Origin of the sequence: Pseudomonas sp. FDAARGOS_380 (assembly GCF_002591235.1) — a bacterium.
GTDB lineage: Bacteria > Pseudomonadota > Gammaproteobacteria > Pseudomonadales > Pseudomonadaceae > Aquipseudomonas > Aquipseudomonas salmasensis.
On the sequence record NZ_CP023969.1, the window covers coordinates 4,780,801 to 4,807,426 of the forward strand.

The 26,626-nt window shown below is 59.7% G+C and carries 33 protein-coding genes; 21 read left to right on the forward strand and 12 right to left on the reverse strand.

Annotated features, from left to right (window positions below; all coding sequences use genetic code 11):
* Nucleotides 1–294 precede the first annotated feature (294 nt).
* From CRN80_RS22475 to CRN80_RS22515, 9 genes are all read left to right on the forward strand, one after another.
* Entirely contained in the window at nt 295–1,290 is a 996-nt protein-coding gene (locus CRN80_RS22475; RefSeq protein WP_098951218.1) for an HOASN domain-containing protein, read from the forward strand.
* Between the two features lie 39 nt (nt 1,291–1,329).
* Nucleotides 1,330–2,316: an HOASN domain-containing protein gene (locus CRN80_RS22480; protein ID WP_032896929.1), complete on the forward strand. Its 987-nt coding sequence runs from the start codon at nt 1,330–1,332 to the stop codon at nt 2,314–2,316.
* Between the two features lie 30 nt (nt 2,317–2,346).
* A complete protein-coding gene (gene purB, locus CRN80_RS22485) occupies nt 2,347–3,780 on the forward strand; it encodes an adenylosuccinate lyase (protein WP_098951220.1) in 1,434 nt (477 codons plus the stop codon).
* Entirely contained in the window at nt 3,780–5,228 is a 1,449-nt protein-coding gene (locus CRN80_RS22490; protein ID WP_032896933.1) for an adenylosuccinate lyase family protein, read from the forward strand. Before purB ends, CRN80_RS22490 begins: the two co-directional genes overlap by 1 nt.
* 45 nt (nt 5,229–5,273) lie before the next feature.
* Nucleotides 5,274–6,347: a class I SAM-dependent methyltransferase gene (locus tag CRN80_RS22495; protein ID WP_044273072.1), complete on the forward strand. Its 1,074-nt coding sequence runs from the start codon at nt 5,274–5,276 to the stop codon at nt 6,345–6,347.
* Between the two features lie 110 nt (nt 6,348–6,457).
* Complete coding sequence (locus CRN80_RS22500) at nt 6,458–6,787, forward strand: hypothetical protein (protein ID WP_032897908.1); 330 nt, start codon at nt 6,458–6,460, stop codon at nt 6,785–6,787.
* 97 nt (nt 6,788–6,884) lie between these two features.
* Nucleotides 6,885–7,331, forward strand: a complete 447-nt coding sequence (locus CRN80_RS22505; RefSeq protein WP_098951222.1) for a GNAT family N-acetyltransferase — start codon at nt 6,885–6,887, stop codon at nt 7,329–7,331.
* Nucleotides 7,332–7,335: 4 nt separating this feature from the next.
* Nucleotides 7,336–7,593, forward strand: a complete 258-nt coding sequence (locus CRN80_RS22510; RefSeq protein ID WP_098951224.1) for a hypothetical protein — start codon at nt 7,336–7,338, stop codon at nt 7,591–7,593.
* Nucleotides 7,594–7,992: 399 nt separating this feature from the next.
* Nucleotides 7,993–8,277 (forward strand): DUF1652 domain-containing protein, encoded by a 285-nt coding sequence (locus CRN80_RS22515; RefSeq protein WP_050499511.1) that lies wholly within the window; start codon nt 7,993–7,995, stop codon nt 8,275–8,277.
* Here CRN80_RS22515 and CRN80_RS22520 read toward each other — a convergent pair.
* Nucleotides 8,252–8,614, reverse strand: coding sequence for an NUDIX hydrolase (locus tag CRN80_RS22520; protein ID WP_032896941.1), 363 nt, complete (start codon nt 8,612–8,614; stop codon nt 8,252–8,254). The genes CRN80_RS22515 and CRN80_RS22520 overlap by 26 nt on opposite strands.
* Nucleotides 8,615–8,740: 126 nt before the next feature.
* Here CRN80_RS22520 and CRN80_RS22525 point away from each other — a divergent pair, with 126 nt between their 5' ends.
* Nucleotides 8,741–9,718, forward strand: a complete 978-nt coding sequence (locus tag CRN80_RS22525) for a Gfo/Idh/MocA family protein (protein ID WP_098951226.1) — start codon at nt 8,741–8,743, stop codon at nt 9,716–9,718.
* 45 nt (nt 9,719–9,763) lie between these two features.
* Nucleotides 9,764–10,393 (forward strand): ribonuclease T2, encoded by a 630-nt coding sequence (locus tag CRN80_RS22530; RefSeq protein WP_098951228.1) that lies wholly within the window; start codon nt 9,764–9,766, stop codon nt 10,391–10,393.
* A 13-nt stretch (nt 10,394–10,406) separates the two neighbouring features.
* On the opposite strand, the gene CRN80_RS22535 is transcribed toward CRN80_RS22530, so the two are convergent.
* Nucleotides 10,407–11,009, reverse strand: coding sequence for a response regulator transcription factor (locus CRN80_RS22535; RefSeq protein ID WP_032896946.1), 603 nt, complete (start codon nt 11,007–11,009; stop codon nt 10,407–10,409).
* Nucleotides 11,010–11,191: 182 nt separating this feature from the next.
* Here CRN80_RS22535 and CRN80_RS22540 point away from each other — a divergent pair, with 182 nt between their 5' ends.
* Nucleotides 11,192–12,805, forward strand: coding sequence for a hybrid sensor histidine kinase/response regulator (locus CRN80_RS22540; RefSeq protein ID WP_098951230.1), 1,614 nt, complete (start codon nt 11,192–11,194; stop codon nt 12,803–12,805).
* On the opposite strand, the gene CRN80_RS22545 is transcribed toward CRN80_RS22540, so the two are convergent.
* The gene (locus CRN80_RS22545; protein ID WP_032896950.1) at nt 12,795–13,130 is read right to left on the reverse strand and encodes a hypothetical protein; all 336 of its coding nucleotides are present in this window, start codon (nt 13,128–13,130) and stop codon (nt 12,795–12,797) included. The two genes, CRN80_RS22540 and CRN80_RS22545, sit on opposite strands and share 11 nt — an antisense overlap.
* A 176-nt stretch (nt 13,131–13,306) precedes the next feature.
* Here CRN80_RS22545 and CRN80_RS22550 point away from each other — a divergent pair, with 176 nt between their 5' ends.
* Nucleotides 13,307–13,789, forward strand: coding sequence for a GNAT family N-acetyltransferase (locus CRN80_RS22550; protein ID WP_098951232.1), 483 nt, complete (start codon nt 13,307–13,309; stop codon nt 13,787–13,789).
* 547 nt (nt 13,790–14,336) lie between these two features.
* Here CRN80_RS22550 and CRN80_RS22560 read toward each other — a convergent pair.
* Nucleotides 14,337–14,819 (reverse strand): copper chaperone PCu(A)C, encoded by a 483-nt coding sequence (locus CRN80_RS22560; RefSeq protein WP_032896953.1) that lies wholly within the window; start codon nt 14,817–14,819, stop codon nt 14,337–14,339.
* Nucleotides 14,819–15,427 (reverse strand): SCO family protein, encoded by a 609-nt coding sequence (locus CRN80_RS22565; RefSeq protein ID WP_003191741.1) that lies wholly within the window; start codon nt 15,425–15,427, stop codon nt 14,819–14,821. Before CRN80_RS22565 ends, CRN80_RS22560 begins: the two co-directional genes overlap by 1 nt.
* Before the next feature lie 181 nt (nt 15,428–15,608).
* On the opposite strand from CRN80_RS22565, the gene CRN80_RS22570 reads away from it, so the two are divergent.
* Both CRN80_RS22570 and CRN80_RS22575 read left to right on the forward strand, forming a co-directional pair.
* Nucleotides 15,609–15,992: a DUF2946 domain-containing protein gene (locus tag CRN80_RS22570; protein WP_098951234.1), complete on the forward strand. Its 384-nt coding sequence runs from the start codon at nt 15,609–15,611 to the stop codon at nt 15,990–15,992.
* A gap of 62 nt (nt 15,993–16,054) precedes the next feature.
* Nucleotides 16,055–16,600, forward strand: a complete 546-nt coding sequence (locus CRN80_RS22575) for a putative natural product biosynthesis protein (RefSeq protein WP_098951235.1) — start codon at nt 16,055–16,057, stop codon at nt 16,598–16,600.
* 31 nt (nt 16,601–16,631) lie between these two features.
* Here CRN80_RS22575 and CRN80_RS22580 read toward each other — a convergent pair whose 3' ends face one another.
* Nucleotides 16,632–17,108 carry a hemerythrin domain-containing protein gene (locus tag CRN80_RS22580; protein WP_098951237.1) on the reverse strand — a complete coding sequence of 159 codons (477 nt, stop codon included), beginning with the start codon at nt 17,106–17,108 and terminating at the stop codon, nt 16,632–16,634.
* A 298-nt stretch (nt 17,109–17,406) separates the two neighbouring features.
* Between CRN80_RS22580 and CRN80_RS22585 the strand changes: the two genes are divergently transcribed.
* On the forward strand, nt 17,407–17,613 hold the full coding sequence (locus CRN80_RS22585) for a hypothetical protein (protein WP_032896961.1): 207 nt from the start codon (nt 17,407–17,409) through the stop codon (nt 17,611–17,613).
* 76 nt (nt 17,614–17,689) lie between these two features.
* Here the strand turns inward: CRN80_RS22585 and CRN80_RS22590 are convergent, their stop codons facing one another.
* Together CRN80_RS22590 and CRN80_RS22595 are read right to left on the reverse strand one after the other, a co-directional pair.
* Nucleotides 17,690–18,250 carry a type 1 glutamine amidotransferase domain-containing protein gene (locus tag CRN80_RS22590; RefSeq protein WP_098951239.1) on the reverse strand — a complete coding sequence of 187 codons (561 nt, stop codon included), beginning with the start codon at nt 18,248–18,250 and terminating at the stop codon, nt 17,690–17,692.
* A 30-nt stretch (nt 18,251–18,280) separates the two neighbouring features.
* Nucleotides 18,281–18,784: a DUF4142 domain-containing protein gene (locus CRN80_RS22595; protein WP_098951241.1), complete on the reverse strand. Its 504-nt coding sequence runs from the start codon at nt 18,782–18,784 to the stop codon at nt 18,281–18,283.
* Nucleotides 18,785–18,980: 196 nt separating this feature from the next.
* Here CRN80_RS22595 and CRN80_RS22600 point away from each other — a divergent pair, with 196 nt between their 5' ends.
* Entirely contained in the window at nt 18,981–19,190 is a 210-nt protein-coding gene (locus CRN80_RS22600) for a hypothetical protein (protein WP_098951242.1), read from the forward strand.
* A 179-nt stretch (nt 19,191–19,369) separates the two neighbouring features.
* Nucleotides 19,370–20,164, forward strand: a complete 795-nt coding sequence (locus CRN80_RS22605) for a class II aldolase/adducin family protein (protein ID WP_078803246.1) — start codon at nt 19,370–19,372, stop codon at nt 20,162–20,164.
* Between the two features lie 109 nt (nt 20,165–20,273).
* On the opposite strand, the gene CRN80_RS22610 is transcribed toward CRN80_RS22605, so the two are convergent.
* Nucleotides 20,274–21,125 carry a helix-turn-helix domain-containing protein gene (locus CRN80_RS22610; RefSeq protein ID WP_098951244.1) on the reverse strand — a complete coding sequence of 284 codons (852 nt, stop codon included), beginning with the start codon at nt 21,123–21,125 and terminating at the stop codon, nt 20,274–20,276.
* Nucleotides 21,126–21,234: 109 nt separating this feature from the next.
* Between CRN80_RS22610 and CRN80_RS22615 the strand changes: the two genes are divergently transcribed.
* From CRN80_RS22615 to glsB, 3 genes are all read left to right on the forward strand, one after another.
* Nucleotides 21,235–21,645 carry a hypothetical protein gene (locus CRN80_RS22615; protein ID WP_098951246.1) on the forward strand — a complete coding sequence of 137 codons (411 nt, stop codon included), beginning with the start codon at nt 21,235–21,237 and terminating at the stop codon, nt 21,643–21,645.
* Between the two features lie 73 nt (nt 21,646–21,718).
* A complete protein-coding gene (locus CRN80_RS22620; RefSeq protein ID WP_003191720.1) occupies nt 21,719–22,063 on the forward strand; it encodes a hypothetical protein in 345 nt (114 codons plus the stop codon).
* A gap of 55 nt (nt 22,064–22,118) precedes the next feature.
* On the forward strand, nt 22,119–23,027 hold the full coding sequence (gene glsB, locus CRN80_RS22625) for a glutaminase B (protein ID WP_003191719.1): 909 nt from the start codon (nt 22,119–22,121) through the stop codon (nt 23,025–23,027).
* A gap of 188 nt (nt 23,028–23,215) precedes the next feature.
* On the opposite strand, the gene CRN80_RS22630 is transcribed toward glsB, so the two are convergent.
* The 3 genes from CRN80_RS22630 to CRN80_RS22640 form a co-directional block, all read right to left on the reverse strand.
* Nucleotides 23,216–23,455, reverse strand: a complete 240-nt coding sequence (locus CRN80_RS22630) for a DUF6124 family protein (RefSeq protein ID WP_098951248.1) — start codon at nt 23,453–23,455, stop codon at nt 23,216–23,218.
* A 412-nt stretch (nt 23,456–23,867) separates the two neighbouring features.
* A complete protein-coding gene (gene mddA / locus CRN80_RS22635) occupies nt 23,868–24,635 on the reverse strand; it encodes a methanethiol S-methyltransferase (RefSeq protein WP_098951250.1) in 768 nt (255 codons plus the stop codon).
* A gap of 720 nt (nt 24,636–25,355) precedes the next feature.
* On the reverse strand, nt 25,356–26,600 hold the full coding sequence (locus tag CRN80_RS22640; protein WP_098951252.1) for a saccharopine dehydrogenase family protein: 1,245 nt from the start codon (nt 26,598–26,600) through the stop codon (nt 25,356–25,358).
* Nucleotides 26,601–26,626 lie beyond the last annotated feature (26 nt).

The following is a 26,626-nucleotide window of genomic DNA, read 5'->3' on the forward strand; positions in this document are numbered from 1 at the left end:
CAAGCCTGCGTTCGGCCAGCGTGGTTTAACGGGGCGCCTAAGATCAAAAGCCAGATCAAGATCACAAGCAGAGCAAGATCACAAGCAGAGCAAGATCAAGAGCGGCTCGCTTCGCATCGTGGTTACCGTTGGGGGCTGCAGGGTTGTGTTTATACCTGTGGTTGGGTGGCGCTATCGGCCTATCTCCACGCCTTTGAAAGAATTTTCCTACAGGTGTTGACCTTGCCACTACGGGAACCTTTAGGCTTTTTTCCGAGTACGCCCAACCACAAAAACAAGATTCAGGGGTTATCAATGGATACTGCTGCCCTGCAACAACGCTCGGATTCCGATCTCTTCACCAACGCCTCGCGGCTGATGGCGAATGCCTTGGAACCTGGCGCCAATTACACCCAGGTCACCCGCGCGCTGGAAGCGCTGCTCGCACAGGCTCGGCAAGGCCTGTCGGGAGACGCCGACGCCTACGCGCACTATCAGTCAGCCTTGCTGCAATTGCACATTCCCGGTGACCCGCGCACCGAACCGACCCGGCGCTGGATGGCCAGCGAGGTTTACCGCGTCGAAGATGAGTTCGCCGCCGACGTGCCGGGCTTCACCGCGTTGCCGGTGGAGGAGTTCCGTCAGCAGGTTGACGCTGAAATCGCTGCACGCAGCCGGGTCAATCACCCGATGTCGGTGCATCTGTTCCAAGGGACGCCGCCGGTGCAGGATGTGCGCTTCTTCCTGGAGCATCACTGGACCCGTTCCTACAATTTCTACAGCCTGCTGGCCGAACTGGCCTTTCGCTTCGAAGCCATCGAAGATGCCTCGGTGTTTTACCGCAACCTCTACGGTGAAGCAGGGGCTGAGACGCCGGAGCGTTCGCACCCGGCGATGCTGGCTCATCTGATGGAGTATTTCGATATTCCGCTGGCCATCGACTTTCCCGCGCTGCATCCGTTGGAAAAGGCCTACCTCAATAATCGCATTCGCTGTGTGCGCCACACGGATGTCGCCTGGGGCCTTGCGCTGCTCTATGCGGTCGAGTCCGTCAGTTGCGTCAACCATCGGCGCATCTACGAGCTGTTGCAGCGCCTCGACGTTCCAGAGCAGCCCAGCGAATTCCACCGTTTGCATGGCACCCAGGATGAGATCGACACCGAGGAAATGTGGGCCCTGATTGCCAAGTTCGCCAGCGAGGAGGGCTTTCAGCGCACGTTTATGCGTGCACTCAAGCGCCACTTCGAAATCAACAAGGCCTACTTCGACAGCTTGTGGCAGCAGATGCAGGCCCAACGCCTGTCTGCCTGAACGACCTGCGATCCCAGAACAAAAATAATGGAGCACATGATGAGCCCACGTAATTTTTCCCTGCCGCAATTGCAGAATATCCACACGGCCGAAGCCCGTCTGTTGGCGGAAGCCTTGAAGCCGGACGCGACGTTCAATCGCATCGAAATTGCCGCCAATATGCTGCGCGCCCTGTGCGAGAGCGGCCAACGTGGCGACGCCGCCAATGCAGCGCAGTGCCAGCAGTTGCTGTACATCCTGTCGCTGAGCGATGACGTGGCCACCGCCTCGACCCGGCGCTGGCTGGCCAATGCCGTCTATAGTGTGCAAGAGCGTTTCATGCCGTCAGCCGACCTGGCATCGCCCTTGTCCGAGGCCGGTTTCCAGCAACGCCTGGAAGAGCAGATTGCCGCGCAGTCGCGGGAAAACCATCCGATGTCGCAGTATGTGTTTGAAGGCAAAGCCTCTCGCGAGCAGCTGCAGGTGTTTTTGCGCCACCAATGGTTCCGTACTTACCGCCTGTACCGGGACGCCGCCGACCTGCTGGTCAACCTGACTGACGTGGACGAAGCGGCTGCCCTGGCGCGTTATCTCTACGGCGAGTTGGGCGAAGAGGATGAGCAGCGTTCCCACCCGAAGCTGTTGGCCAAGCTACTCGCCGCCGTAGGCCTGAATGCCGATTTCGAGGCTCTTTCGACGATGCCCGAGGAAATCGCCTACCTCAACAACCGCGCACGTTGCTTCCGCAACCCCGATGTCGGCTGGGGCCTGGCGGTGTTCTACATCACCGAACTGGTGGTGCCGGGCAACCACGGCAAGTTGTACAACGCCCTGCGCAATGCGGGCTTGAGCCAGGATGACGCGGAGTACTACGAAGTGCATATCAGCCTGGTGCCGCCACGGGCCAAGCGTGAATGGGCGCTGATCTCACGGCGTATTCCGGACCTCGGGTTCCAGAACGCGTTTCTCACGTCCCTGGCCGAGCACTTCCGGCTGGAGCGGGCTTACTACGATGCAGTCTGGGAACAAGTGCAACGCGTGAAGTAGCCCTCCTTAGGACAACGCGAGTAACTCGACATGCCAAGTCATATCACTGAATCCCGTATCCACGGGGGCGCTTACTCGTCCCCGGAATTTGCCGCGATCTTCTCTGATGCCAATCAGGTGCAGAAGTGGCTCGATGTTGAAACTGCGCTGGCGGCGACCCAGGCGCAGATGGGCATCATCCCCCAGGAGGCCGCCCGGGAGATTGCCCGGGTAGCCAGCGTGGAACTGCTGGACCTCGACGCGTTGGGGCGCGAGAGCCTGGAAACCGGGCACATCCTGGTGCCGACCCTACGCGCCTTGCAGCGGTTATGCGCCGATGGGTTGGGTGAGTACGTGCATTACGGCGTCACCACCCAGGACATCCTCGACACCGGCCTCATCCTGCAAATCCGCGATGCCTGGGGCCTGGTGGTGCAGCGTTTGCGCGGGATCCGTGGGCATTTGCTCACGCTCGCCTTGCGCCACAAGCACACGCCGATGGTCGCCAGGACTCATGGACAGCAGGCATTGCCCACCACGTTTGGCTACAAAGTGGCGGTGTGGGTCGATGAGCTCGATCGGCACCTTGAACGCTTTGACGAAGCCTATGCGCGGGTGATGGTCGGTAACCTGACCGGCGCCGTGGGCACCCTGGCCGGGCTTGGCCCGCAGGGTTTGGATGTGCAGCGCCGCACCCTGGAAAGCCTTGGCCTGGCGGCGCCGTTGAGCAGTTGGCACAGTGCCCGCGACCGCATCCTGGAGGCGGCGTGGTTGCTGGTGCAGGCGTCGGCAACCTTGGGCCGTGTCGCCAATGAGATCTACCACCTGCAGCGCACCGAGATCGACGAAGTGCGCGAAGGCCGGCGGGCAGGGCAGGTGGGGAGCAGCACCATGCCCCACAAGCAAAACCCGTCGACGGTGGACCTGATCAGCGCGCTGTCGCGGCTGGTGCGCGCGCAGATGGTTGCGCTGACCGACGCCGCGTTCCAGTTGCACGAGCGTGACGGCACCACCTGGCGCATCGAATGGGCGGCCTTGCCGGAGCTGTTCATTTACGCCGGCGCCTTGCTCGCCCGTATGGAGGGCTTGCTGCTGGCGGGGCTGGAGGTGCGTGAAGCGCGCATGCGCAGCAACCTGGATTTACTGGGCGGGCTGATCCTGTCGGAGCGGGTGATGCTCGCGCTGGCGCCTCGGTGCGGCAAGCAGACGGCCCACCACCTGGTGCACGACATCGCCCTGCAAGCCCAAGACACAGGCGTCTGCTTTCGCGACGCACTGCTTGGCGACTCGCGCCTGCAGGGTTGTTTCAGCCCGCAAACGCTCGATGACCTGCTTGACCCGACGACCTACACGGGGCTGGCGGCCGAGATGGTCGATTTGGTGGCAACTAAAGCACTGCCTCGCGCTTGCGGCCATGGCCTTGAAGCGACGAAGGCAACCCCAGGCAATACCAGTCAGTCCCAGTACGCGATGGAGGGTATGTGATGGATGCGCAAACATTGGAAGTGACCGCCCGTGCATCTTGCACCGCACGGTCGGACCGCCCGGGCTTTGATCATGACGGCGAGCAATGCCGCCACGAACACAGCCATATCCTTGACTCGAAAACCCACGGTTCGGGTTATGCCGGCCCGCAGAGCCGCAAGATCTTCTGCAGTCATTGTCGCCTGCAACGCTGGCTGGACGTGGAAGCCGCGCTGGCCATGGCCCAGGCCGACGTCAACATCATCCCGCGCGAGGCGGCCCTGGAGATCGAAAAGGCCGCATTGCTGTCAGGCATCAATGTGCGCCAACTGGCCGAGGGCGTGGCGGCCACTGGGCATTCGCTGATGCCATTGCTGAGCGCCCTGCAAAAAAACTGCAGCCCCACTGCCCGTGAATACGTGCATTACGGCGCTACCACCCAGGACATCCAGGACACCGCTCAGTCCCTGGAAATGCGCGATGTGCTTGATGCGATGGACTTGGCGCTGGAGACCTTGCTGGGCAAGTTGTCGACCTTGGCTGATGCGCACCGTGACTCGCTGATGGTCGCCAGGACCCACTCGATTCCCGCCTTGCCAACCACCTTCGGGCTGAAGGTCGCCGGCTGGATCGATGAGCTGTTGCGCCACCGTCAGCGCCTGGCCGAGGCGCGCCAGCGGGTGCTGGTGGTGCAGTTGTTCGGCGGGGTCGGCACCATGGCGGCGTTCGGCCCGGACGCCATGCCGATGCTGGAGCGTTTTGCCCAGCGCTTGTCGCTGCAAGTACCCCTGGCGGGCTGGCATGTGTCCCGTGACCGCGTTGCGGAGTTCGTCAGCACCCTGGCCATGGTCACCGCCTCGTTGGCTCGCGTAGCCGATGAAATTCGTACGCTCAATCGCTGGGAAATCGCTGAAGTGGAAGTGGGCTGGAGCGACCAGCAGATCGGCAGCAGCACCATGCCGCACAAACGCAACCCTGAAGGTTGCGAGCAGGTGGTGGTGTTGGCGCGGCTGGCCAAGGCCCAGGTCATGCTCGCGCTGGACGCGATGATTCTTGAGCATGAGCGCGATTACCGCGGTACCCGGCTGGAGTGGTGCGCGGTCGCGGACGTTTCCCACTATGCGCTGATGGCACTCTCGATTCTGACCGAGACCATCGACGGGCTCACCGTGAATGTGCAGAAGATGGAAGGCACCGCCCAGGCCTATGGTGATGCCATCTGCACCGAAGCCGTGGTGTTCGAAATGGCGCGCAAGCTGGGCAAGAGCAGCGCCTACCAGATCATCTTCGAAGTGTCCCAGGCCAGCCAGCGCAACCACGTGTCGATCCGCGAGGCGATCGAGGCCGATGCGCGGGTGCTCGCGGTGATGAATGACGGCGCCCTGGCGCGGCTGTTCGAACCCCGGACTCACCTGGGCATGTCCGAACGCATCGTTGACAACGTGCTGGCCAAGCTCGCCGGCCACTGATCATTGATCTCTGAACAGACTTGTAAATTCACCAAGGAGCGACAGATGTCCAACGTTATGGAAGTTGATAAAGCCAAGGTCCAGCAATTTTCGGCGCGCATCATGGAGGATTACGGCAACACGCTGCGCGGTGCCATGCTTTACATCGGCGACCAGCTCGGCTTGTTCAAGGCATTGGCCGACGGCCACGCGGTGACCCTAGAGGAGTTGGCGCACAAGACCGGCTACAACGCGCGTTACTTGCGCGAATGGCTGGGCAGCATGGCCACCGGCAATTACGTGACCTACGACGCGCAAACTCGCCGCTACCAGATGCCAGCTGAATTTGTGCCAGTGCTGGCCGATGAAGACTCGCCGTATTTCGCCGGCGGCATCATTCAACTGAGCGTGCCGTTCGTGAGCATGGCGCCCAAGGTCATCGAGGCCTTCCGTCATGGTGGTGGTTGTGCTGAAGAGGCGTTCCCGCTGGAAACCTGGAAAGGCATGGAGCGCATGACCATGCCCTGGTACAAGCACTACCTGGTCCAGCACTGGATCCCGTCCCTGGATGGCGTCGAAGAGAAGCTCAAGACCGGCGGCAGTGTGCTGGATTTTGGCTGCGGCGCGGGCCTGGCGGCGATCACCATGGCCAAGGCCTATCCTGAGGCGCGCATTGTCGGCTGCGACTTCCACTTGCCTTCCATCGAGTTGGCGCGGGCCAACGCCGAGGCGGCTGGTGTGGGTGACCGGGTGCAATTCGAGGTGAACGACTCCGATGCCTTGCGCGGCCAGCAATTCGACTTCGTGACCACCTTTGTGGTGATCCACGATGCCACCGACCCTCAGCAGATGCTCAAGGATTTACGCGCAGCAACGGCCGAAGACGGCACTTACCTGATGGTGGAGCTCAACCTGTCCGAAGAGCTGCACGAGAACATGAACCTGTTCGGGCGCGTCATGTACCCGCAGAGCACCCTCTATTGCATGACCTGTTCACTGTCCCATGGTGGGGCGGGGCTGGGGGCGTTCATGGGCGAGAAGCGTGCCCGCCAGATGGCGCAAGCGGCCGGGTTTAGCCGCTTTCGCAAAGTGCCCTCGGAGTGGCCGCCAATGCCGGCGCTGTTCGAACTCAAGCCTTGATAGGAAGCATCCGCGAGTCGCTTTGCGCAGTAAGGCAATTTAATGGCCCCTTTGTAACAAAATCCTCGCCAAAATCACTTTTATTTTCAGGTGGTTAGGTGAGGATGCAAATGCGCTCTGTGGGAATGATGCTGATTGCCTGCTCCCTGGCCGGCGGCGCGACTGTCGCGCAGGCCAGGGAATTGCGCGAAGGTGACAAGTACATGTGCAGTTGGGGCGCCGGCACGGCCGCCAGGGCTCAGGAGCTCAAGTTATCCGGCGTTTCGCTGTACGCCGCCCGGCAGAAGATCCAGACCCTCAAGTTCAACAAATCGTGGATGCGCATGATGGCCATGGGTATCACCGAGCAGACTTATGACAGTCATTCAAGGCTCAAGCCGGAGGCGATTCGTCAGAGCTTTTATCAGGATTGCCTGCGCTACAAGGTCGCGCGCAAGTAATTCGTAGCCCCGCACCCGCTGTGAGGCCTTTACAAATCCACGACAAACCCTGTGTGAGTATTTGCATACAATGGCGCACTTCTTCATGGAGGCCTGTATGCAAGTGCTGATTCGAGCGGCGACACCCGATGACGTCGACACGCTGTGCGCGATTCGCACCGCGGTGGTGCAAAACCACCTGAGCCTGGAACAGATGGCTGACCTGGGGATTACCCCACAGGTGTTGCGCGAAACGTTGCACGCAGCCCCTTGCGGCTGGATTGCGCAAGTGGACGGCCAGGCTGCGGGGTTTTCCATGGTCGATCTGGATGAAGGCGAAGTATTCGCGATGTTCGTGTTGCCCTCACACGAGAAGCTTGGCCTGGGCCGTCAACTGATGGCGGTGGCCGAGGCGGCGCTGTTTGAGCGCCACGACACGCTGTACCTGGTAACTGATGGGCGTGATGAAATCCGTGCCAATGGGTTCTATCAGCGCCTGGGCTGGTCCGTCGTGGGGCCGGTCGATGGCGATGATGTGCGCTATGAAAAGAGCAGGGCGCCATAAGGCCATGAATGCCCCAGAGCCTCCATCGTCCAACAGCTTGCGCTACTTCGCGGTGGGTGTGCTGGTTGTTGCGGTGTTACTGGGGTTCTATTTCATTCACCTTAACGCCAAGGTCGACCGCCAACGCGAAGAGGCCACGGAACGCCTGACGCTGTGTCGTCACCTGGAGGCCGTGGTGGGTGCCACCGCTTCCAGCCGCGAGGCGCTTGAAGAAACGTGCAAACAGTTAAGTGAACAGTTACTTAAAAGTGCACCGGATTAATAACCCTTTTTTATACGTGGGATTATAGCCGTTACTTGCACCAAAGTGGCATGGCTACAGCCTTCTACCTTAAAAAACATGTGGTTATTGAAGGGCTTACGACACTTTCAATCCGACGAAAGGATTAAAATAATCTTGTTACATGTTTTTACAGTCGTTAATATAGCCGGGCGTTCACCTCCCACGGTTTATGCATTTTTAAATCCCAAGTTTCCATCAGCTACTTGGGATTTTTTTTGCCTGCGATTTAATCCTGGTTTGCAGTTCATGGCCCGCCAGGCCCGACAAAATGAGGGCTGGCTAACACTTTTGCATTAATTGTCCGGTGGCCGGCAAAACCTTATCTATGCTGCTTGCATCACCTCAATCGGGTAGAACCCAGGGACGGGGGGGCTGATCATGATTTCCATCACCGAATTCAACCGCATCATGGCCTCAGGCTTCCTGCCGCTTGCGTGTGAGTGCTGCGTTAACAGCGACGGCTCACTGCGCATCAGCGTGTTCGAGCCCATGTCCGGCCGTGTCGACTTGCTGCTGACCTGCGTATCGCCCGAGGGCCTGGACAGCATCCGTGCCATCTCCAACCTGATTGGTGAGTTGCGTACCGAGATAAAGGCCGGGCGCCGTGGGTTTGCTGCGGTGGGTTCTGTCCAGGGCGTCAGAGGCGCCGCAGGAAGGATTTGACGATGTGGCGCGTGGCGTCTGTGGTGTCCAGCTCATCCAGGGCGCTGTAGGCGTACCACTGGCAATCGACAATCTCGTTGCACGGCCGTGCCTCGTCGATATTGACTACCGATGCCTCAAACACATGGTGGACGGTGTCGCGGGCCTTGAGCTCCTGCAGGTACAGCAAGCCGTCCACGTTTAACCCGGTTTCTTCTTCTAATTCGCGTTCCGCCGCGCCTACCGGGCGCTCGTCTGCTTCCACTTTCCCGCCGGGCAATGCCCATTTTGATCTGGCCTTGCGCACGAAGAGGATGTGCCCCTCATGTTCGCAAATGACGGTTGCCCTAATTTTCATCGAGTGTGCCCCCGTGCCGGATGAATGTCATAAAAGTGTAATGCAATTGTCATGCTAAGTGGTTATAGCGCGCCGGGGCCGGTATGTGGATACTGCCCGATTGACGAATTGGAACGAGGGCATTTAATGCAGACCATACGCTGGGGCATGATCGGCTGTGGCAGTGTCACTGAGTTAAAGAGTGGACCGGCTTTCTATAAAGCGCCGGGTTCGGCATTGGTAGCCGTGATGGGGCGGCGTGCCGAGGCGGTGCGCGATTATGCAGCGCGCCATGGCATTGCCCGCAGCTATACCGACGCCCAGGCCTTGATCGATGACCCCGAGGTGGAGGCGGTCTACATCGCCACCCCGCCCGACAGTCACCTTGAGTACGCCCTGAGGGTGGCCGCGGCGGGCAAGCATTGTTGCGTCGAAAAGCCGATGTCGCTGAATGCTGAACAGAGCGCGTTGATGCAGCGCACCTTTGAGCGCGCCGGGCTGCACCTGTTTGTTTCTTACTACCGGCGTTCATTGCCGCGTTTTGAGCAAGTGCGCACCTGGCTGCAGGACGGCCGTATCGGTGAGCTGCGCCACCTGACCTGGACCTTGTGCAAGCCAGCTGCCGCAACAGACACCGACGCCGCCAATTGGCGCACCGACCCGGCCATTGCCGGTGGCGGTTACTTTGCCGACCTGGCCAGCCATGGGTTTGACCTGTTCCAGTACCTGGCTGGCGATATCGTTGAGGTCTCAGGCTTTTCGGCGCGACAGGCGGGACGCTACGCGGCAGAAGACGCAGTGACAGCCTGTTGGACATTCGCCAGCGGTGCGCTGGGCATGGGCTGCTGGAACTTCGTGGCAGACCGCCGCGAAGACCGTGTCGAACTGATCGGCAGTCGCGGCCGTATTCAATTTTCGGTGTTCGACGACCAACCGCTGCGACTTGAAGGCGAGACCACCGAAGTGTTGGAAGTGCCGTGTCACACCCATATTCAATGGCACCATGTGCTGAACATGAACGCGCATATTCGTGGCGAGGCCGAGCATCCCTCGCTGGCCATCGAGGCGCTGAAGACCGATATCATCTTGGATAAGGTGCTACACCGTTACTCCCAGCATCCCTAGTCGTGGCGATAGCGTAAGGCTTCACTCTTTTGAAGGAATACCGGGATGAAATACTGGATGGTGTTGTGGCTGCTGATCGCCACCGCGGCAACGGCGGCGCCACGCAGCCAAGGGCAGTCGGGCGAGTTTGATTTTTATGTGCTGTCGCTATCGTGGTCACCCACGTTTTGCCTCACGCACCCAGGCAACGAGCAATGCTCGGGCAAGGGCTACGGTTTTGTGTTGCACGGTTTGTGGCCGCAATACGTGCGGGGAGGGTGGCCGGCGTCCTGTACGCCGCAGACGCACTTGAGCGAGGCAGAAATGGATAAGGGCGCGGCGCTGTTTCCCACCCGTGCATTGCTCAAGCATGAGTGGGCCAAGCATGGCACCTGCAGTGGGCTGCCGCCGTTGGAGTATCTGGAGAAGACCGATGTGGCGCTTGGTGCGGTGGTGATCCCGCAGCAGCTGCAGCCGTTCAATACGCCGCCGTCATTGCAGGCCAAAGAGATCGAAGCGCTGTTTCGCGAGAGCAACCCACGCATGGGCAACCACGGGATGGCGGTGATCTGCAAGGGTCAGGTGCTGTCGGAAGTGCGGGTGTGCCTGACCAAGGACCTGGCGTTTGCAGGTTGCCCGCGCAGTGTGAAAAGCCAATGCCGTGGAGGCGATATTCGTATTCCCACGCAGCGTTGAGCAGCGCAGGCGCCTAGAACTCGCCGGAATACTTCACCGCAGCTGCAGCGCGTGAGGGGACATTCAGGCTGCGCAACAATGACGACACATGGATACGCACGGTAAACGGCGAGATATTCAGGGCCTTGGCAATTTCCTTGTTGGTCTTGCCCTGGGCAATCAGGCGCAGCACTTCCTGCTGACGTGGGGTGAGGGTGTGGGTGTCGAGCGGCAGCAGGCCTGAAGGGGCGAACTTGACCAGCACTTCGCCCTCGCGGATCGCCAGCAGGGCCTGGCCGATCTCATCCGGGGCGATGTTCTTGCCGATAAAGCCGTCGGCGCCCAGGGCCATGACCTGTTCGATCAGCGCGGGGTCGTCGACCATCGACACCAGGACCAAGGTGGTGCGTTTCAGTTGCTGGCGCAGTTCGGCCAGTTGGCTGATGCAGGTCAGGCCGGGAAAGCGCAAATCCAGGATCAAGGTATCGACCTCGCCCGCTTCGCACAGCAACGCATTCACCGTGGCCAGGTCGCCGGCCTCCTGCACCACCGCGCCCGGTAGCAGGCGCTGCACGGTGCGCGTCATGCCTTCACGAAACATGGGGTGGTCGTCGGCGATGATGATTCGGCCGGTCATTGTGTGCTCCTTCCTGGGGCAAGGCCTTCGTCCAGGCATGCTAATTTATTTACCGTCGGTGTAGGAGCGAGCTTGCTCGCGAAGCAGGCTCAGGCACCGCGTACTTGCAGGTCAAACGCGTTATCGTTAACGTTTTTCGCGAGCAAGCTCGCTCCTACAGATGATAGGTCAGGGATATGACGATGAGTCTTGAGACCAACTCTGAACTCGATCAGGCTAACCTGCGCATCGTGGTGGCCACCATCGCCATTGTGTATATAAGCCTACTGGGTTTCCTACCTGGGCAATCGCTGGACACCTACCTGCCGGTGATCCTCTATATCTTTGTGTTCCTGCTGGCGTCCATCGTGCTTCGCCAGGTGATCGCACGCTGGCCCGGGCATTACCCGGCGCGGCGGATCTTCGGCATGATCCACGACTACACCGGTACTTCGTTCGGCCTGGTGGTGGGGGGTGAAGCGGCGTTGCCGCTGTATGCGGTGATGGTCTGGGTGAACCTGGGCAATGGCATGCGCTACGGTTCGCGCTACCTGGCGATTGCCACGGCGCTGGCGTTGCTGGCGTTGTTGATCGTGTATCAGCTTACGCCGCTGTGGCAGGCGCAGCCGTTCATGGTGCTGATGCTGATGATCACCAGCACGGTGATCCCGGTGTATGCGCATATTCTGCTGGAGCGCACGCGCAAGGCCTCCGAGCAAGCGATCGCTGCCAACCTGGAAAAATCCCGCTTTCTCGCCCAGGCCAGCCATGACCTGCGCCAGCCGATCCACTCCATCGGCCTGTTCACCGCCTGCCTGCGCGAAGCCCGCTTGGGGGAGGACGAACAGCGCTTGGTGGACAATATCGACCGTTCTCTGCTTAACGTCTCGCAATTGTTCCGTTCGATTCTCGACCTCTACACCCTCGACAACGGTCGCCTGTTGCCCAAGTACCAAGTGATCCACCTGGGCGAATTTCTCGCCGACCTGGTGCGCCAGAACGCCGAGGCTGCACGCTGGGCGGGGGTGGAGTTGCGCTTGCGCCCCTGCGCCCATTGGGTGTTGGTCGATCCGGGCATGCTGGCGACCATGGTGCAGAACCTGCTCTCCAATTGCTTCAAATACGGCGCGCAGCGACCGGTGCTGATCGGTGTGCGTGTGCGCGATAACGGCTTGGTAATCGAGGTACACGACCAGGGGCGGGGGATTGCCAGGGAGCATCTTTCAAAAGTCTTCGAAGAGTTTTATCGCGTGCGTCAACTGCGTGACAAGGACGTTGAAGGCGTGGGCCTGGGGCTGTCCATCGTCAAGCGCCTGGGGCAATTGATGGGGTTGCAGGTGAGCCTGCGCTCGCGCGTTGGCCATGGCACTTCTGTCAGCTTGCATGGCTTGGCCCTGGCGGCCGCGCCGCGCCAACCGGCGTTGCGCGACGATGCACGCCAAGCCGGCCTGCTCACCGGCCTTAAGGTGTGCCTGGTGGAAGATGACTACAACGTGCTGCTCGCCACCCAGGCCCTGCTTGAGCGCTGGGGGTGCCAAGTGCAGGCCGAGTCCACGGGGCAGGGTTTGGTCAGCGACTGTGACATCATCGTCGCCGACTATGACCTGGGCAACCATGCCACCGGCATCGAATGCATCGACCAGCTACGCGAGCAACGTGGCTGGGCGGTGCCAGCGCTGATCCTTACCGGGCACGACGTGGAGAAAATCCAAGCGGCGTTGCACGACCGTCAGATTGCTATTCTGTCCAAACCGGTACGCCCTACGGAACTGCGCGGCACCCTGCGTGAGCTCAGCCAGGAAAAAATTACTGCATGAACGGCGTCATTGCATTGCCGCGCGCGCCTTTTGGCTGGCAGTAGGCGGCAGGCTTCATCAGGCCAAAACTGGCGACCGCAAATAGGCCGCCGCTGGCCCCGCTGGGCACGGAGCAGTTGTATTCGCCGGACGCGGTGTTGGCTACATAGTAGGTGCTCATGGAATCGCTGCGCACATTGGAGATACGCTTTACGGGTTCGCCCAGATTGGTTTCCGACAGCTTCTTGAGATGGTCTTCGGTAGGCTTGATATTGCTGCAACCGGCGACGCCGATGATCAGGGCGCCCAACAGGGCAAGGCGAGTGACAGGGGAGAGGAGTTTCATGGTGCTTCTTCCTTGGGGTTGTTTTGGTTTTTCCAACGCGCAACAAACCCACGCGCACTGAATGCGCGGTGTTGGTGAGAACGTTGGAAGTGCCGCGGAATATAGCGCCGCGGTGAGGTAGGGTCGATTAGCACAAATGGGCTAATGGCAGTTTGAGGTCATGGAAGGAGCTTGCGATGCTGGAGATAAAACGTGCCACGCCGGACGACGCCGAGCGTGCGTTTGAGATTCGTCGTGAGGCCATTCTCGGCCAATGCATTGGCGCTTATAGCGCTGAACAAATGGCGCTTTGGACCAGAGGTCGGGCCAGTGATGGTTACGGCGCGCTGATGGAAAAACAGTTCTACATGGGATGGTTCAATGGCGAACCTGTTGCCACTGGCATGCTGGATCTTGCCAACCATGAACTCGGCGCCTTGTTTGTATTGCCCGTATTCAGCGGGCGAGGGTTTGGCAAGGCGATGCTTGCTCACTTGGAGCACGTGGCGCAGCAGCAGGCGATTGAGCAGGTGGTGCTGGATGCGACGCTGAACGCGGTGAGTTTTTATAGAGCGTGCGGGTATGTGGGCGATGAGCAGGCGGTGTATCGCTCCCCGTCCGGGTTGGTGCTGGCGTGTGTACCGATGGTGAAGCGGTTGCGGGTTATGAATTGCGCTTGAATGCAGCGCGCAATTGGGTCAGTTCAGCGCCATCGGTCAAGGGCTCGAGGGATTGCGTACCGAAAGCGTTCAACCCCACGATCCAACTGTGGGAGCTGGCTTGCCTGCGATAGCGGCCTGACAGCCAACACCTATCTACCTGACACCCTGCGATCAACCTGTGGGAGCGGGCTTGCTCGCGAAGGCGTCCTGGCAGTCAACGCAGTTGGATTGTGTACATATCCATTGCTGCGATAACGGCCGCTTAGGGTTCCGCCCTGACGGCGGCTCACTTTTGAAAAGCGCAAAAGTAAGCAAAACGCTCTTGCCCCACCACTCGGCACCTCGCTTGGGCTCGGTGTGCCCGAACACAGTCTTGAATCCGTGGGCCGCCGCCACGCGCCATCCATGGCGCGGGGCGGCTAACCCGGCGTCCTGCCGGGTTACCCACGAATTCAAGCCTGCGTTCGGCCAGCGTGGTTTAACGGGGCGCCTGAGATCAAGATCAAAAGCAGATCAAGAGCGGCTCGCTTCGCATCGTGGGGACGTGGGAGAAAAAGCGGCCTACTCAATGCATCTTGCTATGGTCCATCTTGCTATGGTCCATACCATCCAACCCACGGGCCGTTGCCTTCACTTCGACAGCCTGCTTTTCACCCTTGGCATCTTGCACCGTCAGGGTCAGCGGCACCTGGTCGCCTTCCTTGATCTGAGCGTTCAGGCCCATCAGCATCACGTGGTAGCCGTTCGGGTCGAGCTTGACGGCTTTTCCTGCCGGCAGGGCCACCGCATCCACCGGGCCCATGCGCATCACGTCGTCCTTCATGCTCATCTCGTGAATCTGCACGTCCTTGGCCACTGGCGAAGCGACGCTCAGCAGTTTGCTGTCGCTGTCGGCGGTGAGGGTCATGAAGGCACCGCTGGATGGCTGGCCCGGTACGGAGGCGCGCACCCAGGCGTCGGTCACTTGTACTTGGGCGCTGGCGTGGGCGGCGAGGCCCAGCAGGGTGAGGCCGAGGGTGAGACGCTTGAGGTGTTGAACGGCAGTCATTAGCAGACCTCCATGACGGTGAGCAGGTCTTCTGCGCACTCTTGAGCGGTAAGGGATGCCTGCAAGCCAAGGCGCAGGTTGCCACGGGTGTCGAACACGAAACTGGTGGCGGTGTGGGAGAGAGTGTAGGTGTCGCCGGCGGGGATCTTTTCATAAAAGATCCCGAACTCCTTGGCGGCCACGGCGATTTCTTCCGGGGTGCCGTAGAGCGCTTCGAAGCTGGGGTCGAAGGCCTTGACGTAATTGTTGAGAATCTCGGGGGTGTCGCGCTCGGGGTCCAGGGTGATGAACACCACCTGCATGATCTTGCCATCGCGGCCCATCAGTTTCTTGGCCTGGGCGGCGCGGGCCAGGGCGGTCGGGCAGACGGCCGGGCACTGGGTGAAGCCGAAGAACACCACCGGCATCAGGCCGCGGTACGAGCTCAAGGTGACGGTTTCGCCGTCAGTATTCTTGAGCTTGAAAGTGCGGCCCATGATCTTGTCACTGAGGTCCTTGCCGTACTTGAAGTTCAGCTTGGGGCTGTAGTCACAGCCGCCCAGCAGGCTGCCCAGGCCCAACAGGCCCATGCCGGTCAGCACTTTGCGGCGGGTGAATAACGTACTCATCAACTGTGCATCCTGTGAAACGCCTGCAAGGCAGTAGAGCTGCCCCACCAGGCTTTGAAAAGGAGTAACGAGAAGGGTGCAGAGTCTAGCAACCCTGGCCCGTGCGCGTAATCTGCGACGTTCTGCCACAGGGGCGCGGCGCATTTCGTCCTTTTGTGGCTTCGGTGGTAGAGTCGCCGCCATGAAATTGCGCCACTCTGACCGCTCACTGATCGCCTGGGCCCTGTACTTCTGCGTGCTGATGAACCTGTTCGCCTGCGGTTTGGGGCATGGCCAGATGATGGGCCAGCAGCTCAACGGCATCGGTGGGCTGTTCTGTTCGGTGGACGGCGGCCAGTCGCCCATTTCCGACAAAGGGTTGGCAACCCCGTCTTCCAGCAACATCTCGAACTACTTTGCCTGCCCGGTGTGCAACGCGGTTACCGTCGCCCTGGTGTTCCTGATCGGCCTGGCCTGGCTGCTCGGTCTCACGCAAACCCCACGTGTCGCCCATGAGCGGCGCAACAAGGCGCCTCCTCGCTATTCGTGGCCTTCGGCCAACCCTCGCGCTTCTCCCGCATCCTGACGTGTGCCTTGGGCTTCCTGTCACCAGGAGGCATTCTCTCGTCACGATGGTGAGTACGTTTTATGAACCCTCAATTGCCTGCCGGCGCCAGCCGCCTGGTCAGCAAGGCGTCGCGGCGCCTGCGTGCGCAGCCGGCGCTGCCTGATTACCCTATTAATTCGCGCTGTTTCGTGCATCTGGACGCGCGCCTGCTGCCTCATTGGCATAGCTTGTTTGATATCTGCCCGGCGCTGCTCAAGCTCGACCCACCGGAGGGCTTGAACCTGTTTCGCGCCTTCATGACCTGGGCCTATCGCAACCAGCCGCCGCTGGACTGGACCTACCATCTGAACGTATGCCGCTGGTTACTGAGTTCGGCGTACCGCACGCAGATCGATGAGGAACCGATCGAAGCCTTCATGGCCGCCGCGGCCGCGCGTTGGGTGCTCAACGACGACAGCCCGGCGGCAGGCATTGTTCTGAGCTGGCGCGATTGCACCCTGTTCGATTGGAAGGGCCGCCCTTCGATAGCCACGCAGCAGCCGGCATTGCCGGCGCCCGCCTGGGATTTCGCCTGGTGCCCATTGAATGCGCAAGGCACCTTCAGCGGTTGGCTGCCGGTGCCATGAAGCGCCGAACCTGATAGCGAGCCGAAGGCCATCACGCCGCCAGAGGTTTTCTCGCCATGGTTTTTTTGTGCGCGGCCTTCATCGCTTCCATCTCAGCCCCCAGCTCCTCGAGAAGGGCTTTACCCAAGAGCTTTTTAACTTGTGGGAACATCTCGGTTTCTTCCTCTTCGATATGGTGTTCAAGCAGCTCCTTGACCACTTTGACGCGACCGGAAAACTCGGTGGACGATGGGTCGGTTTTCTTTAAGTCCGGCAGTACCAGCGAGTCGACGGTACGGTGCTCCTCCTTGGCTTCGTGGTACATGATGTCCTGCTCCTTGCCCCCGGCTTTTCTGAACGCGGGGTAGAGGATCTCTTCTTCAAGCTGGGTGTGCAGGGTGATTTCCATTTCGAGTTTGGCCAGCAACTCGGTACGTTTTTTTACCCCGCGTTCAGTGGATTCGCTCAACTGGGTCAGCAGGGTCTTGACGCGTTCATGGTCGGCTTTGAGAAGGTCGATGGCATTCATATAAAACCTCACGGATGGTGTTCGGGCGTATCGAAGCGCACGCCTCGTGGTGAGGAGGGTTGCATCAGGCGTACCAATTTTAAGGATCTAAAAATATGTTTAAAATCAATTGGTTGGGTTTTCTTATGCGCTTTGCTGTCGTGCAGCTTGCATGGTCGGGTTGCGGCGACATTGCACAACGCCCAACCGGCGCTGACGCTCCAGCGCAACGGCGCAGGCCTTAAAGCGTGGCTTGAAAATCCAATGGAACCCTTGGCGCATCTGCTTGACCTAACGCTTAGACTTCAGGAGGTGAATCATGCAAATAGAATATATCTGGATCGTGTTGGCGGTGATTCTGCTGCTCTTGGAACTCTGGGCGATCAATATCGTTTTACGCAGTACTGGCGGATGGGAGACCAAGGGGTTGTGGGTGGTGGTGCTGGTGTTCGTGCCGTTGCTGGGGCTGATTGCATGGGCGATGTTCGGGCCCAAGCGTGAGATGGCGCAGCAGCGTAAAAGCTGAAGCGGTGAGTGATAAAAAACAGGCGCCCATGGGGCGCCTGTGTTCATTGCGGTCAACCGATCAACCGATCAACCGATCAACCGCCGACGGCGTTGGCAAACGCCTGATTGAACGCCGGCAGATCGTCGGGCGTGCGCGAGGTGATCAAGGTCCAGCCATTGGCCTGGCACTCCTTGACCTCGGCATCCACCACGCTGGCAGCGCCGGCGTTTTCAAGGTCGATGCGCACGCTTTTATAGGCGGTGAGGGTTTTACCCTTGACCACCCCGGCGTCAATCAGTGTCCATGGCCCGTGGCAGATCGCCGCGATGGTCTTGCCGGCCTGCACGAATTCATTGATCAAGCGCAGCGCGGCGGCATCCTGGCGCAGTGTATCGGCATTCACCGTGCCGCCCGGGATGACCAGCGCATCGAAATCGGCGCTGACCACATCCGACAGTTGCACGTCGGATTCCACGGTCTGGTCTTTTTCCGTGTCGCCGACAAATGTCTGGGTGGTGCCGCCTTTGCTGGAGGCGTGCGTCACGGTCGCGCCGTAGCCACGCAGTGTCTCCAGCGGCTTGAGCAGCTCGTCGCGCTCAATGCCTGTGTTGGATGTGATGACGAGGATGTGCTTGCCGTTGAGTTGCGAGCTCATGGTCGAGTGTCTCCTTGGGTCATGGATCGATTAATGGGCGTATTTGGTTTGCAGTTCCTTGGCCATTTTCAGGTGCGCTTCAAGGGTGGGCAGGGTCTTGGAGGCGAAGGCTTTCAACTCGGGATTGTCCGAGGAGGAAGCTTCTTTCTTGAACAGTTCGACGGTTTTTTCATGGGCCGCTACCTGGTTGTTGGCGTAGGCCTTGTCGAACGACTCATCGCGCATTTCCAGAATGGCTTTCTTCGCCTGGTCGGTGAGCGCGGCGTCATCGGGGACTTCGATATCGAGTTTTTTCGCCAGGGCCATTAGTTCCTGATTGGCCTTGGTGTGGTCGGTAACCATATGCTGGGCAAAGGTCTTCACGTCCGCCGAGCTGCTTTTTTCCAGGGCCAGCTTGCCCGCTTCCACCTCGGTGATACCGCCCTCGGCGGCGCTGTCGACGAAGTCGTTGGAGGTCGCCGCCATCGCGGTGGACATCGAGCCTGCGATCAGCATGAAGGTAAGGCCCATCGGTTTCATCAGTCGAGTTTTCATGGTGTCTCTCCTTGGAAATGGCGGGATGCCGTTACCTGACTGTTGAATGGAGAGGGGCGTAAAAGGTTTAAAATTTTTTACGCTTTTTTGCCCAGTGGTGAGGGAGGACAATTGACTTGAACCAATCCGGATTCGCAGGGTTCTGCTGCACAGGGCCGTCATCTCAGCGGCCCGCCATTGCCAGGAGGATTGCACTGTGACCGTTCATAAGACTACCGATAAAACCCCCGAACCCATCAGCTCTGAAGACGCGCAAAAAGGTAATGCCGAGGCCACCAAAGGGCAGACGCTTGAACCTGCGAATCCCAAGACCGAAACCATCGACAAAGTCGTGACGCCGACCTCGATCAAGGACATTGAACGGCAAACGGGTGCAATCAACGAGACGCTCAACAACGGGCGTTGAACCTGCTGAGTTGATCGGTGGCGAGGGAGCTTGCTCCCGTGGCGGCCTGAAAGCTGCCACTGCTGCTTTTTTATAAATAAATATAATAATTAGCTTAGATTAAAATGTGCTTTTTATTATTTATGACCATCCCCTAGTCTTGCCTGTAAGCCCCCTTAGGCCATCCAGGAAGATTTGCCATGAGCAGCGTCACGCCGATTTCCAGTGTCTCCAGCAATGTGCGCCAGCGAGTCACACCGCAAGAGTGGGAGGTGCGGGTCAAGCTGGCCGCAGCCTATCGACTGGCGGCGTTATACAAGTGGACCGATCATATCTACACGCATTTCTCGGCGCGGGTGCCAGGGCCCGAGGCGCATTTCCTGATCAATGCTTTTGGGCTGTTGTTCGACGAAATCAGCGCTTCCAACCTGGTCAAAGTCGATCTGGACGGCACCATTGTCGATGACCCCATGGGCCTGGGGATCAACTACGCCGGTTACGTGATCCACAGCGCCATCCACGGCGCACGCCATGACTTGCAAGCGGTGCTGCACACCCACACCCGCGATGGTATTGCGGTGTCGGCGCAAAAGCAGGGGCTGTTGCCCATCTCCCAGCACGCTATCGCGTTCTCGGGGCGTGTGGCTTACCACGGTTATGAGGGCGTGGCCCTGGACCTGGATGAGCGTGAACGGCTGGTGGCGGATCTGGGCGACAAGAGTGTGATGATCCTGCGTAACCACGGCTTGTTGACGGGCGGCGTCAGCGTCGAGCATGCCTTCCAGCAACTACAAAGCCTGGAGCGGGCCTGCAATATCCAGATCGCGGCACAGGCGGCGGGGAATGCCGAGTTGATCTTCCCACCGGCAGAGGTGGTGGCCAAGGTTGAGCAGCAGGCCAAGGTATTCAGCAACGGTGAAGGCCCAGGCGTAGCGCGGCATTGGAATGCGCTGGTGCGCCAGCTTGAGCGAACAGATACCGACTACAAGAACTGAGTTGGATTGTTCCCACGCTCCGCGTGGTAACACAGCCCAGGACGCTCTGCGTCCCTAAGCGTGACGCGGAGCGGCACACGAGGCATTACCACGCAGAGCGTGGGAACGATCAAACAGCCTCGCGCATCGCAATGCTGGGTTGCGCTGCCGGGCTCGGCGCGCCCGTGCGGTCCGCCAGGTAACGCGCCGGCGGTTGGCCCATGGCCTTGCGGAACATGGTGATAAACCCGCTGGCATTTTCATAACCCAGGTCCAGCGCCACGCTCTGCACACTCTCGCCGTTGGCCAGGCGTTGCAGTGAAAGGATCACATGCAACTGCCGGCGCCAGCGACCGAAGCTCAGGCCGATCTCTTCCAGCAGCAGGCGGGTCATGCTGCGTTCGCTCATGCCGATGCGCACGGCCCATTCGCCCAGGGTGGATTTGTCGCCGGGGTTGGCCAATAAACTGTTGGCCAGCCGATGCAAGCGAGGGTCCTGGGGCATCGGCAAATGCAGGGCCTCGATGGGGGCCAGGGCCAACTCGTCGAGTAACGTCGCCACCAGCCGGCCCTGGGCGCCGTCTTCGTCGTAGAGCTGCGGGAAACTCACCGCCTTGCCGATCAATTCGTGCAGCAATGGCGACACCGACAGCGTGCAACATTGCTGGGGCAGGGCGCTGGCAGCGTCCGGGTTGATCAACAGGCAATACACGTCTGCTTCGCCAGCGCCACGGGCCGCGTGGGTCACTCCGCCGGGAATCCACAACGCGCATTGCGGCGGCACGATCCATATACCCGCCTCGATCACACAATGCACCACGCCGCGCAAGGTGTAGATCAACTGCCCGTGTTGATGGTGGTGAGGGGTATGTTCCCAGCGTTCGGAGGTACTCGAAGCGCCCACGGCCACTATCGAGCGAGGGATGGCGGCGGCGTCGCGAACCCGGCAGGGGTCGTACTGGTCGAGGCGGTGATGAACCATGGTGGGAACTGCCTTGGCTGGATTGCGAAATATTCTGGCTATTGTGTGCAATGCTGTCCAGCGTCCTGCGCTCTATTATGAGAACCAATCTCATCCAAGGAGCTTTGCCATGCGACTCGACAGTTCAACTTTCCCCGTGGTGAAAATCTTGTTCGACGCGCCTGACGACGGCGGGCCGGAAGATGCCTTACTGACCTTCGAACATTTGTTGGCCCGTGAGCAGCCCTTCTTGCTGCTGCACGAAAAAGCCGTGGATGAAAACAATCACGAACACGCCCACGAAGAGCGCAAGCGCGCCTCTATCTGGATGAAGAAAAACAAAGCGGCCTTGCGCGCCTACGTCAAAGGCATGATCCAGGTGGAGCCCAGCGCCGCCAAGCGCCTGGCTCTCAAGCCCTTCGCCGTGACGTTCGGCAAAGCCTGGGGCTACCCGCTGCTGGTGGTGGAGTCCAAGGACCGCGCCTGGGCGCTGGCCCAGGATGTGCTGGACGCAGAAGTGTCGGATGTGGCGCATTTCTAAGTCTGGCCAGAGCTCGACAGCGTCCACAATTGAACTACCTTGATTGACGAGCCTTCCCACTCGGTAATCAAGCATGCGCACGTTATGGACACGGTATCTGGCGTTGCTGGAAAACGATTTGAGCACGCAGATTTTCGACAACGTCAAGAACCTGTTGGTCTGCGCGCTGTTGTTTGCGGCGGGGACCAACGCGCTGGTGGGGCCGCACGATTTGCTGATCGGTCTGTTTGCTTCCAGCGTCGCGGGGTGGGGCTTGATTGTGCTGTCGACGCTGCTGATGTTGTTGAACGTCAGCGACGGCATTCGCCGGCTGGCCAAGTTGCGTTATCACTTGGCGTTGCAACTGTTGTTGATCCTGATCTACGTGGTGGTTGCCGAGCGGGTGGTAGAGATTGTGTGGGTGTTGCGCGCCCACTGAAGTATCCTCCGCGCCTCGTTTATCACTGATTCAAACAAAGATGACAGGACAAGCTATGCAGGCGCTGCTGGAGTCGATTCTCGACGAAGTGCGCCCCTTGATCGGCCTCGGCAAAGTTGCCGATTACATTCCCGCGCTGGCCGACGTGCCCGCTCACCAACTTGGCATTGCGGTCTACGGCAACGACGGCGCGGCTTACTGCGCCGGTGATGCCGACACGCTGTTTTCGGTGCAGAGCATTTCCAAGGTCTTCAGCCTGGTGCAGGCCATCGACCATGGTGGCGAAACCATCTGGGAACGCCTGGGCCATGAGCCCTCGGGGCAGCCGTTCAACTCCATGGTGCAATTGGAGTTCGAACGTGGCCGCCCGCGCAACCCCTTTATCAACGCTGGCGCGCTGGTGATCTGCGACATCAACCAGTCACGCTTCGCCGTGCCGATTCTGTCGATGCGCGATTTTGTCCGGCGCCTGTCGGGCAACCCGCAGATCCTGGTCAACAGCGTCGTGGCCGAATCGGAAGCCCAGCACGGTGCGCGCAATGCGGCCATGGCCTACCTGATGAAGTCGTTCGGCAATTTTCATAACGATGTGGACGCAGTGCTGCACAGCTACTTCAACTATTGCGCGTTGCAGATGAGCTGCCTGGACCTGGCCCGAGCGTTCAGCTTTCTGGCCAACGAAGGCGTGAGTGCCCACAGTGGCGAGCAGGTGCTGACGGCGCGCCAGACCAAGCAAGTGAATTCGATCATGGCCACCAGCGGGCTATATGACGAGGCGGGCAATTTTGCCTACCGCGTGGGCCTGCCGGGCAAGAGCGGAGTCGGCGGCGGGATTGTTGCGGTGGTGCCGGGACAGTTTACGGTGTGCGTGTGGTCGCCGGAGTTGAACGCAGCAGGCAATTCGCTGGCGGGGATGAAGGCGTTGGAATTGTTGAGTGAGCGGATTGGGTGGTCGGTGTTTTGAGATTGTTCTTGTGGGAGCTGGCTTGCCTGCGATAGCGGTTTTTCAGTGCCATCGATCACTGTAGGAGCGAGCTTGCTCGCGAAAAACGCCCAGGCCCTGCGGTCATCCAGGTTGCCCGCGTTATCGTTGACGATCTTCGCGAGCAAGCTCGCTCCTACAGTGGTTAAGGGCGCGGCGCGAGCATCAGATCAAGTGGCTGGGTGGGTGTCATCCAGCGCCTTGTCCACAAGCAACTGCACACCTTCGAGCATGCGGCAGATGCCCAGCGCTACGTTGCGTTGGGTACCGTCGATCTCAAAGGCTAGATGAGTAGCGATGTCACTGATGGAGGCTAGATCCTGGGAGGCGTTGATCAGCAGGGTTTCGGTGCCTAGGCCGGGGCGCACATTGAAGAGTTGTTCTGGTGGGTTGGGGCTGTCTTTGATCATGGTGAAACTCCAAGGGATATGGAGCTGCCACCGTTCGCGGTCAAACGAATTAGGGTGGCAGCTATACGCGGGTTGACCGACCGGTCCCAAGGAGCCCGGCATACCCGGAGGTATCCCGCGTACAGCTGCCGCGACACGATACAGCAGGCGTAAAGAAAACGCCTGATTCGATGTGGCACAGATGCAGTTGGGAGTCGGACGGTCAAATCCGGCCGCTGAATTGGCAGCGACGGCCCAGAGGTTAGTCAGTGAAGTTCCGAGCGATAACCTGAAACAACTGTGGGAAAGGTCCGAGACCTTACCCCACTGTAGGAGCGAGCTTGCTCGCGAAAAACGCCCAGGCCCTGCGGTCATCCAGGTTGCCCGCGTTATCGTTGACGATCTTCGCGAGCAAGCTCGCTCCTACAGTGGGTTAGCGGCGGGGTTTGTTGAGGCGTGGCACGATCATGCCCACCTCACGCTGATAGCGCCGATACCGCTCACCAAACAGCGCCACCAAATCCCGTTCTTCGAAACGGGCGCCGATGAAGAGATACGCCGACATCCCCAGCGCAAACAGCAGATGCCCCACGGTCATATGCGGCGTTGCCCAAAAGGCGATCAGGAAGCCCAGGTACAGCGGATGACGCACGACTTTGTAGAGCAGCGGCGTCCGGAATGTCAGGCCTGACGGTGGGGCGTTGCGCCAGCGATCAATGGCCTGCTTCAGCCCGAACAACTCGAAGTGACTGATCAAACAGGTTGCCAGCACCACAATGCCCCAGCCCAGCCAGTATAGGCCGGTCAACAGTGCCTTGGCCCAGTCGGCGTCAATCTCCCAAACGGTGTGCGTAATAGGCCGCCACTGCCAGAACAGTAGCGCGAGCATCAGGCTGGAGAGCAGCACATAGGTGGAACGCTCCACCGCTGCCAGGGCGAAGACTGCCAGCCAGCGCTTGAAACGTTTACGCGCCATGGTGCTGTGCTGGACACCAAACACAATGATCAGTGACGCATTGATCATGAGTGCCAGCGCCCAGTCGATGCGCGCGCCGGAGTCGATGTGTTTGGGCACGACCACAGCCCCTACGAAGCCCATCATGTACAGCAGGGTGAATAAGAACACCAGGTAGCAGCAGGTGCTGTAGACCAGGCCAGCCAAGCGTGCCGTGAGGGTGTTTGAAGAGGTTTGCCGTTTCATGGACGAATCCTTTCGCACATGGTGAATGGGTGAGCCAATCGATGACGGGCTCACTCAGACTAACGGCATTCCCCTAGGCGGTAACCTGTTGGAGTTGACAGTTGTAAGAGTGATTGGCGATTTAACTGAGGTTCAACCGATCCAACAAGCTATACCAGGCCACGCCTGCGCCAATGTGAGCCCCGGTGCTGTTGCAGTGCTCAAGGGCGCTGAATAGTCCGGTGCGGAACCTGGAATGAACCGAAGCCCCGGATACACCGGCGACTCATTGTGGGAGTTGGCTTGCCTGCGATGGCGGTGGCTCAGTGGAAAAATCATTGACTGACACACCGCCTTCGCGGGCAAGCCCGCTCCCACAGGGGATCGGTGCCAGGCGCTGATTCTGTGGGCAATACAAAACGAGTGTGGGAGCTGGCTTGCCTGCGATAGCGGTGGTTCAGTTGAAGACTCAGAGACTGACACACCGCCTTCGCGGGCAAGCCCGCTCCCACAGAGGATCTGTGCCAGGCGCTGATTCTGTGAGCAATACATGGCCAATGTGGGAGCTGGCTTGCCTGCGAAAGCGGTGGTTCAGTTGAAAACTCAGTGACTGACACACCGCCTTCGCGAGCAAGCCCGCTCCCACATTTTGAATCTGTATTGTTCTTTGAACTGTGGGTGAGCCCAAACAAAAAATGCGCCCCTAGGGGCGCATTCTTTTGCTCGGTCAGCTATGGCCTATCAGGCAGTCGCATCCCAGGCCCGATCACCGTGCTCGTCTTTGATCCGCGTCGGCAAGCCCATCACATCCAGCGCCTTGAGGAACGGCTCAGCCGGCAGTTCCTCGACGTTGGCCATGTGCTTGACATCCCACTCGCCACGCGCCACCAGCAGCGCAGCGGCTACCGGTGGTACGCCTGCGGTGTAGGAGATGCCCTGGCTGTCGGTTTCGGCATAGGCCTCTTCGTGATCAGCCACGTTGTAGATAAACATCTCACGCGGCTGGCCATCCTTGGTGCCTTTGACCAGGTCACCGATGCAGGTCTTGCCGGTGTAGCCCGGGGCGAGCGAAGACGGGTCGGGCAGCACGGCCTTGACCACTTTCAACGGCACCACTTCCAGGCCTTCGGCAGTCTTGACCGGCTGTTCGGAGAGCAGGCCGAGGTTTTTCAGCACGGTGAACACGTTGATGTAGTGTTCGCCGAAGCTCATCCAGAAACGCACGTTGGGCACGTCGAGGTTTTTCGACAGCGAGTGCACTTCATCGTGGCCGGTGAGGTAGAGGTTCTGCGAACCGACTACCGGCAGGTCGTCGGTGCGTTTGACTTCGAACATGGTGTTGCTGGTCCACTGGCTGTTCTGCCAGCTCCACACCTGCCCGGTGAATTCGCGGAAGTTGATTTCCGGATCGAAATTGGTGGCGAAGTATTTGCCATGGGAGCCGGCATTGACGTCGAGAATGTCGATCGAATCAATGCGGTCGAAATGCTGTTGCTGCGCCAGCGCGGCGTACGCGTTGACGACACCTGGGTCGAAGCCCACGCCAAGGATGGCGGTGATGTTCTTCTGTTTGCACTCTTGCAGGTGGTTCCACTCGTAGTTGCCGTACCACGGCGGGGTCTCGCAGACCTTGCCCGGCTCTTCGTGGATGGCGGTGTCCAGGTAAGCCACGCCCGTGTCGATGCAGGCACGCAGTACCGACATGTTGAGGAAGGCGGAGCCGACGTTGATGACGATCTGCGAATCGGTCTCGCGGATCAGGGCCTTGGTCGCTTCCACGTCCAGGGCGTTCAGCGCGAAGGCTTGGATATCGGCGGGAACCTTGAGGCTACCCTTGGCCTTGACGCTGTCGATGATGGCCTGGCATTTGGAGATGTTGCGCGACGCGATAGCAATACGACCGAGTTCGTCGTTGTGCTGCGCGCACTTGTGGGCCACCACCTTGGCGACACCTCCTGCACCAATGATAAGAACGTTCTTTTTCAATTGCTTTATCTCTCCTTTATCCGCCA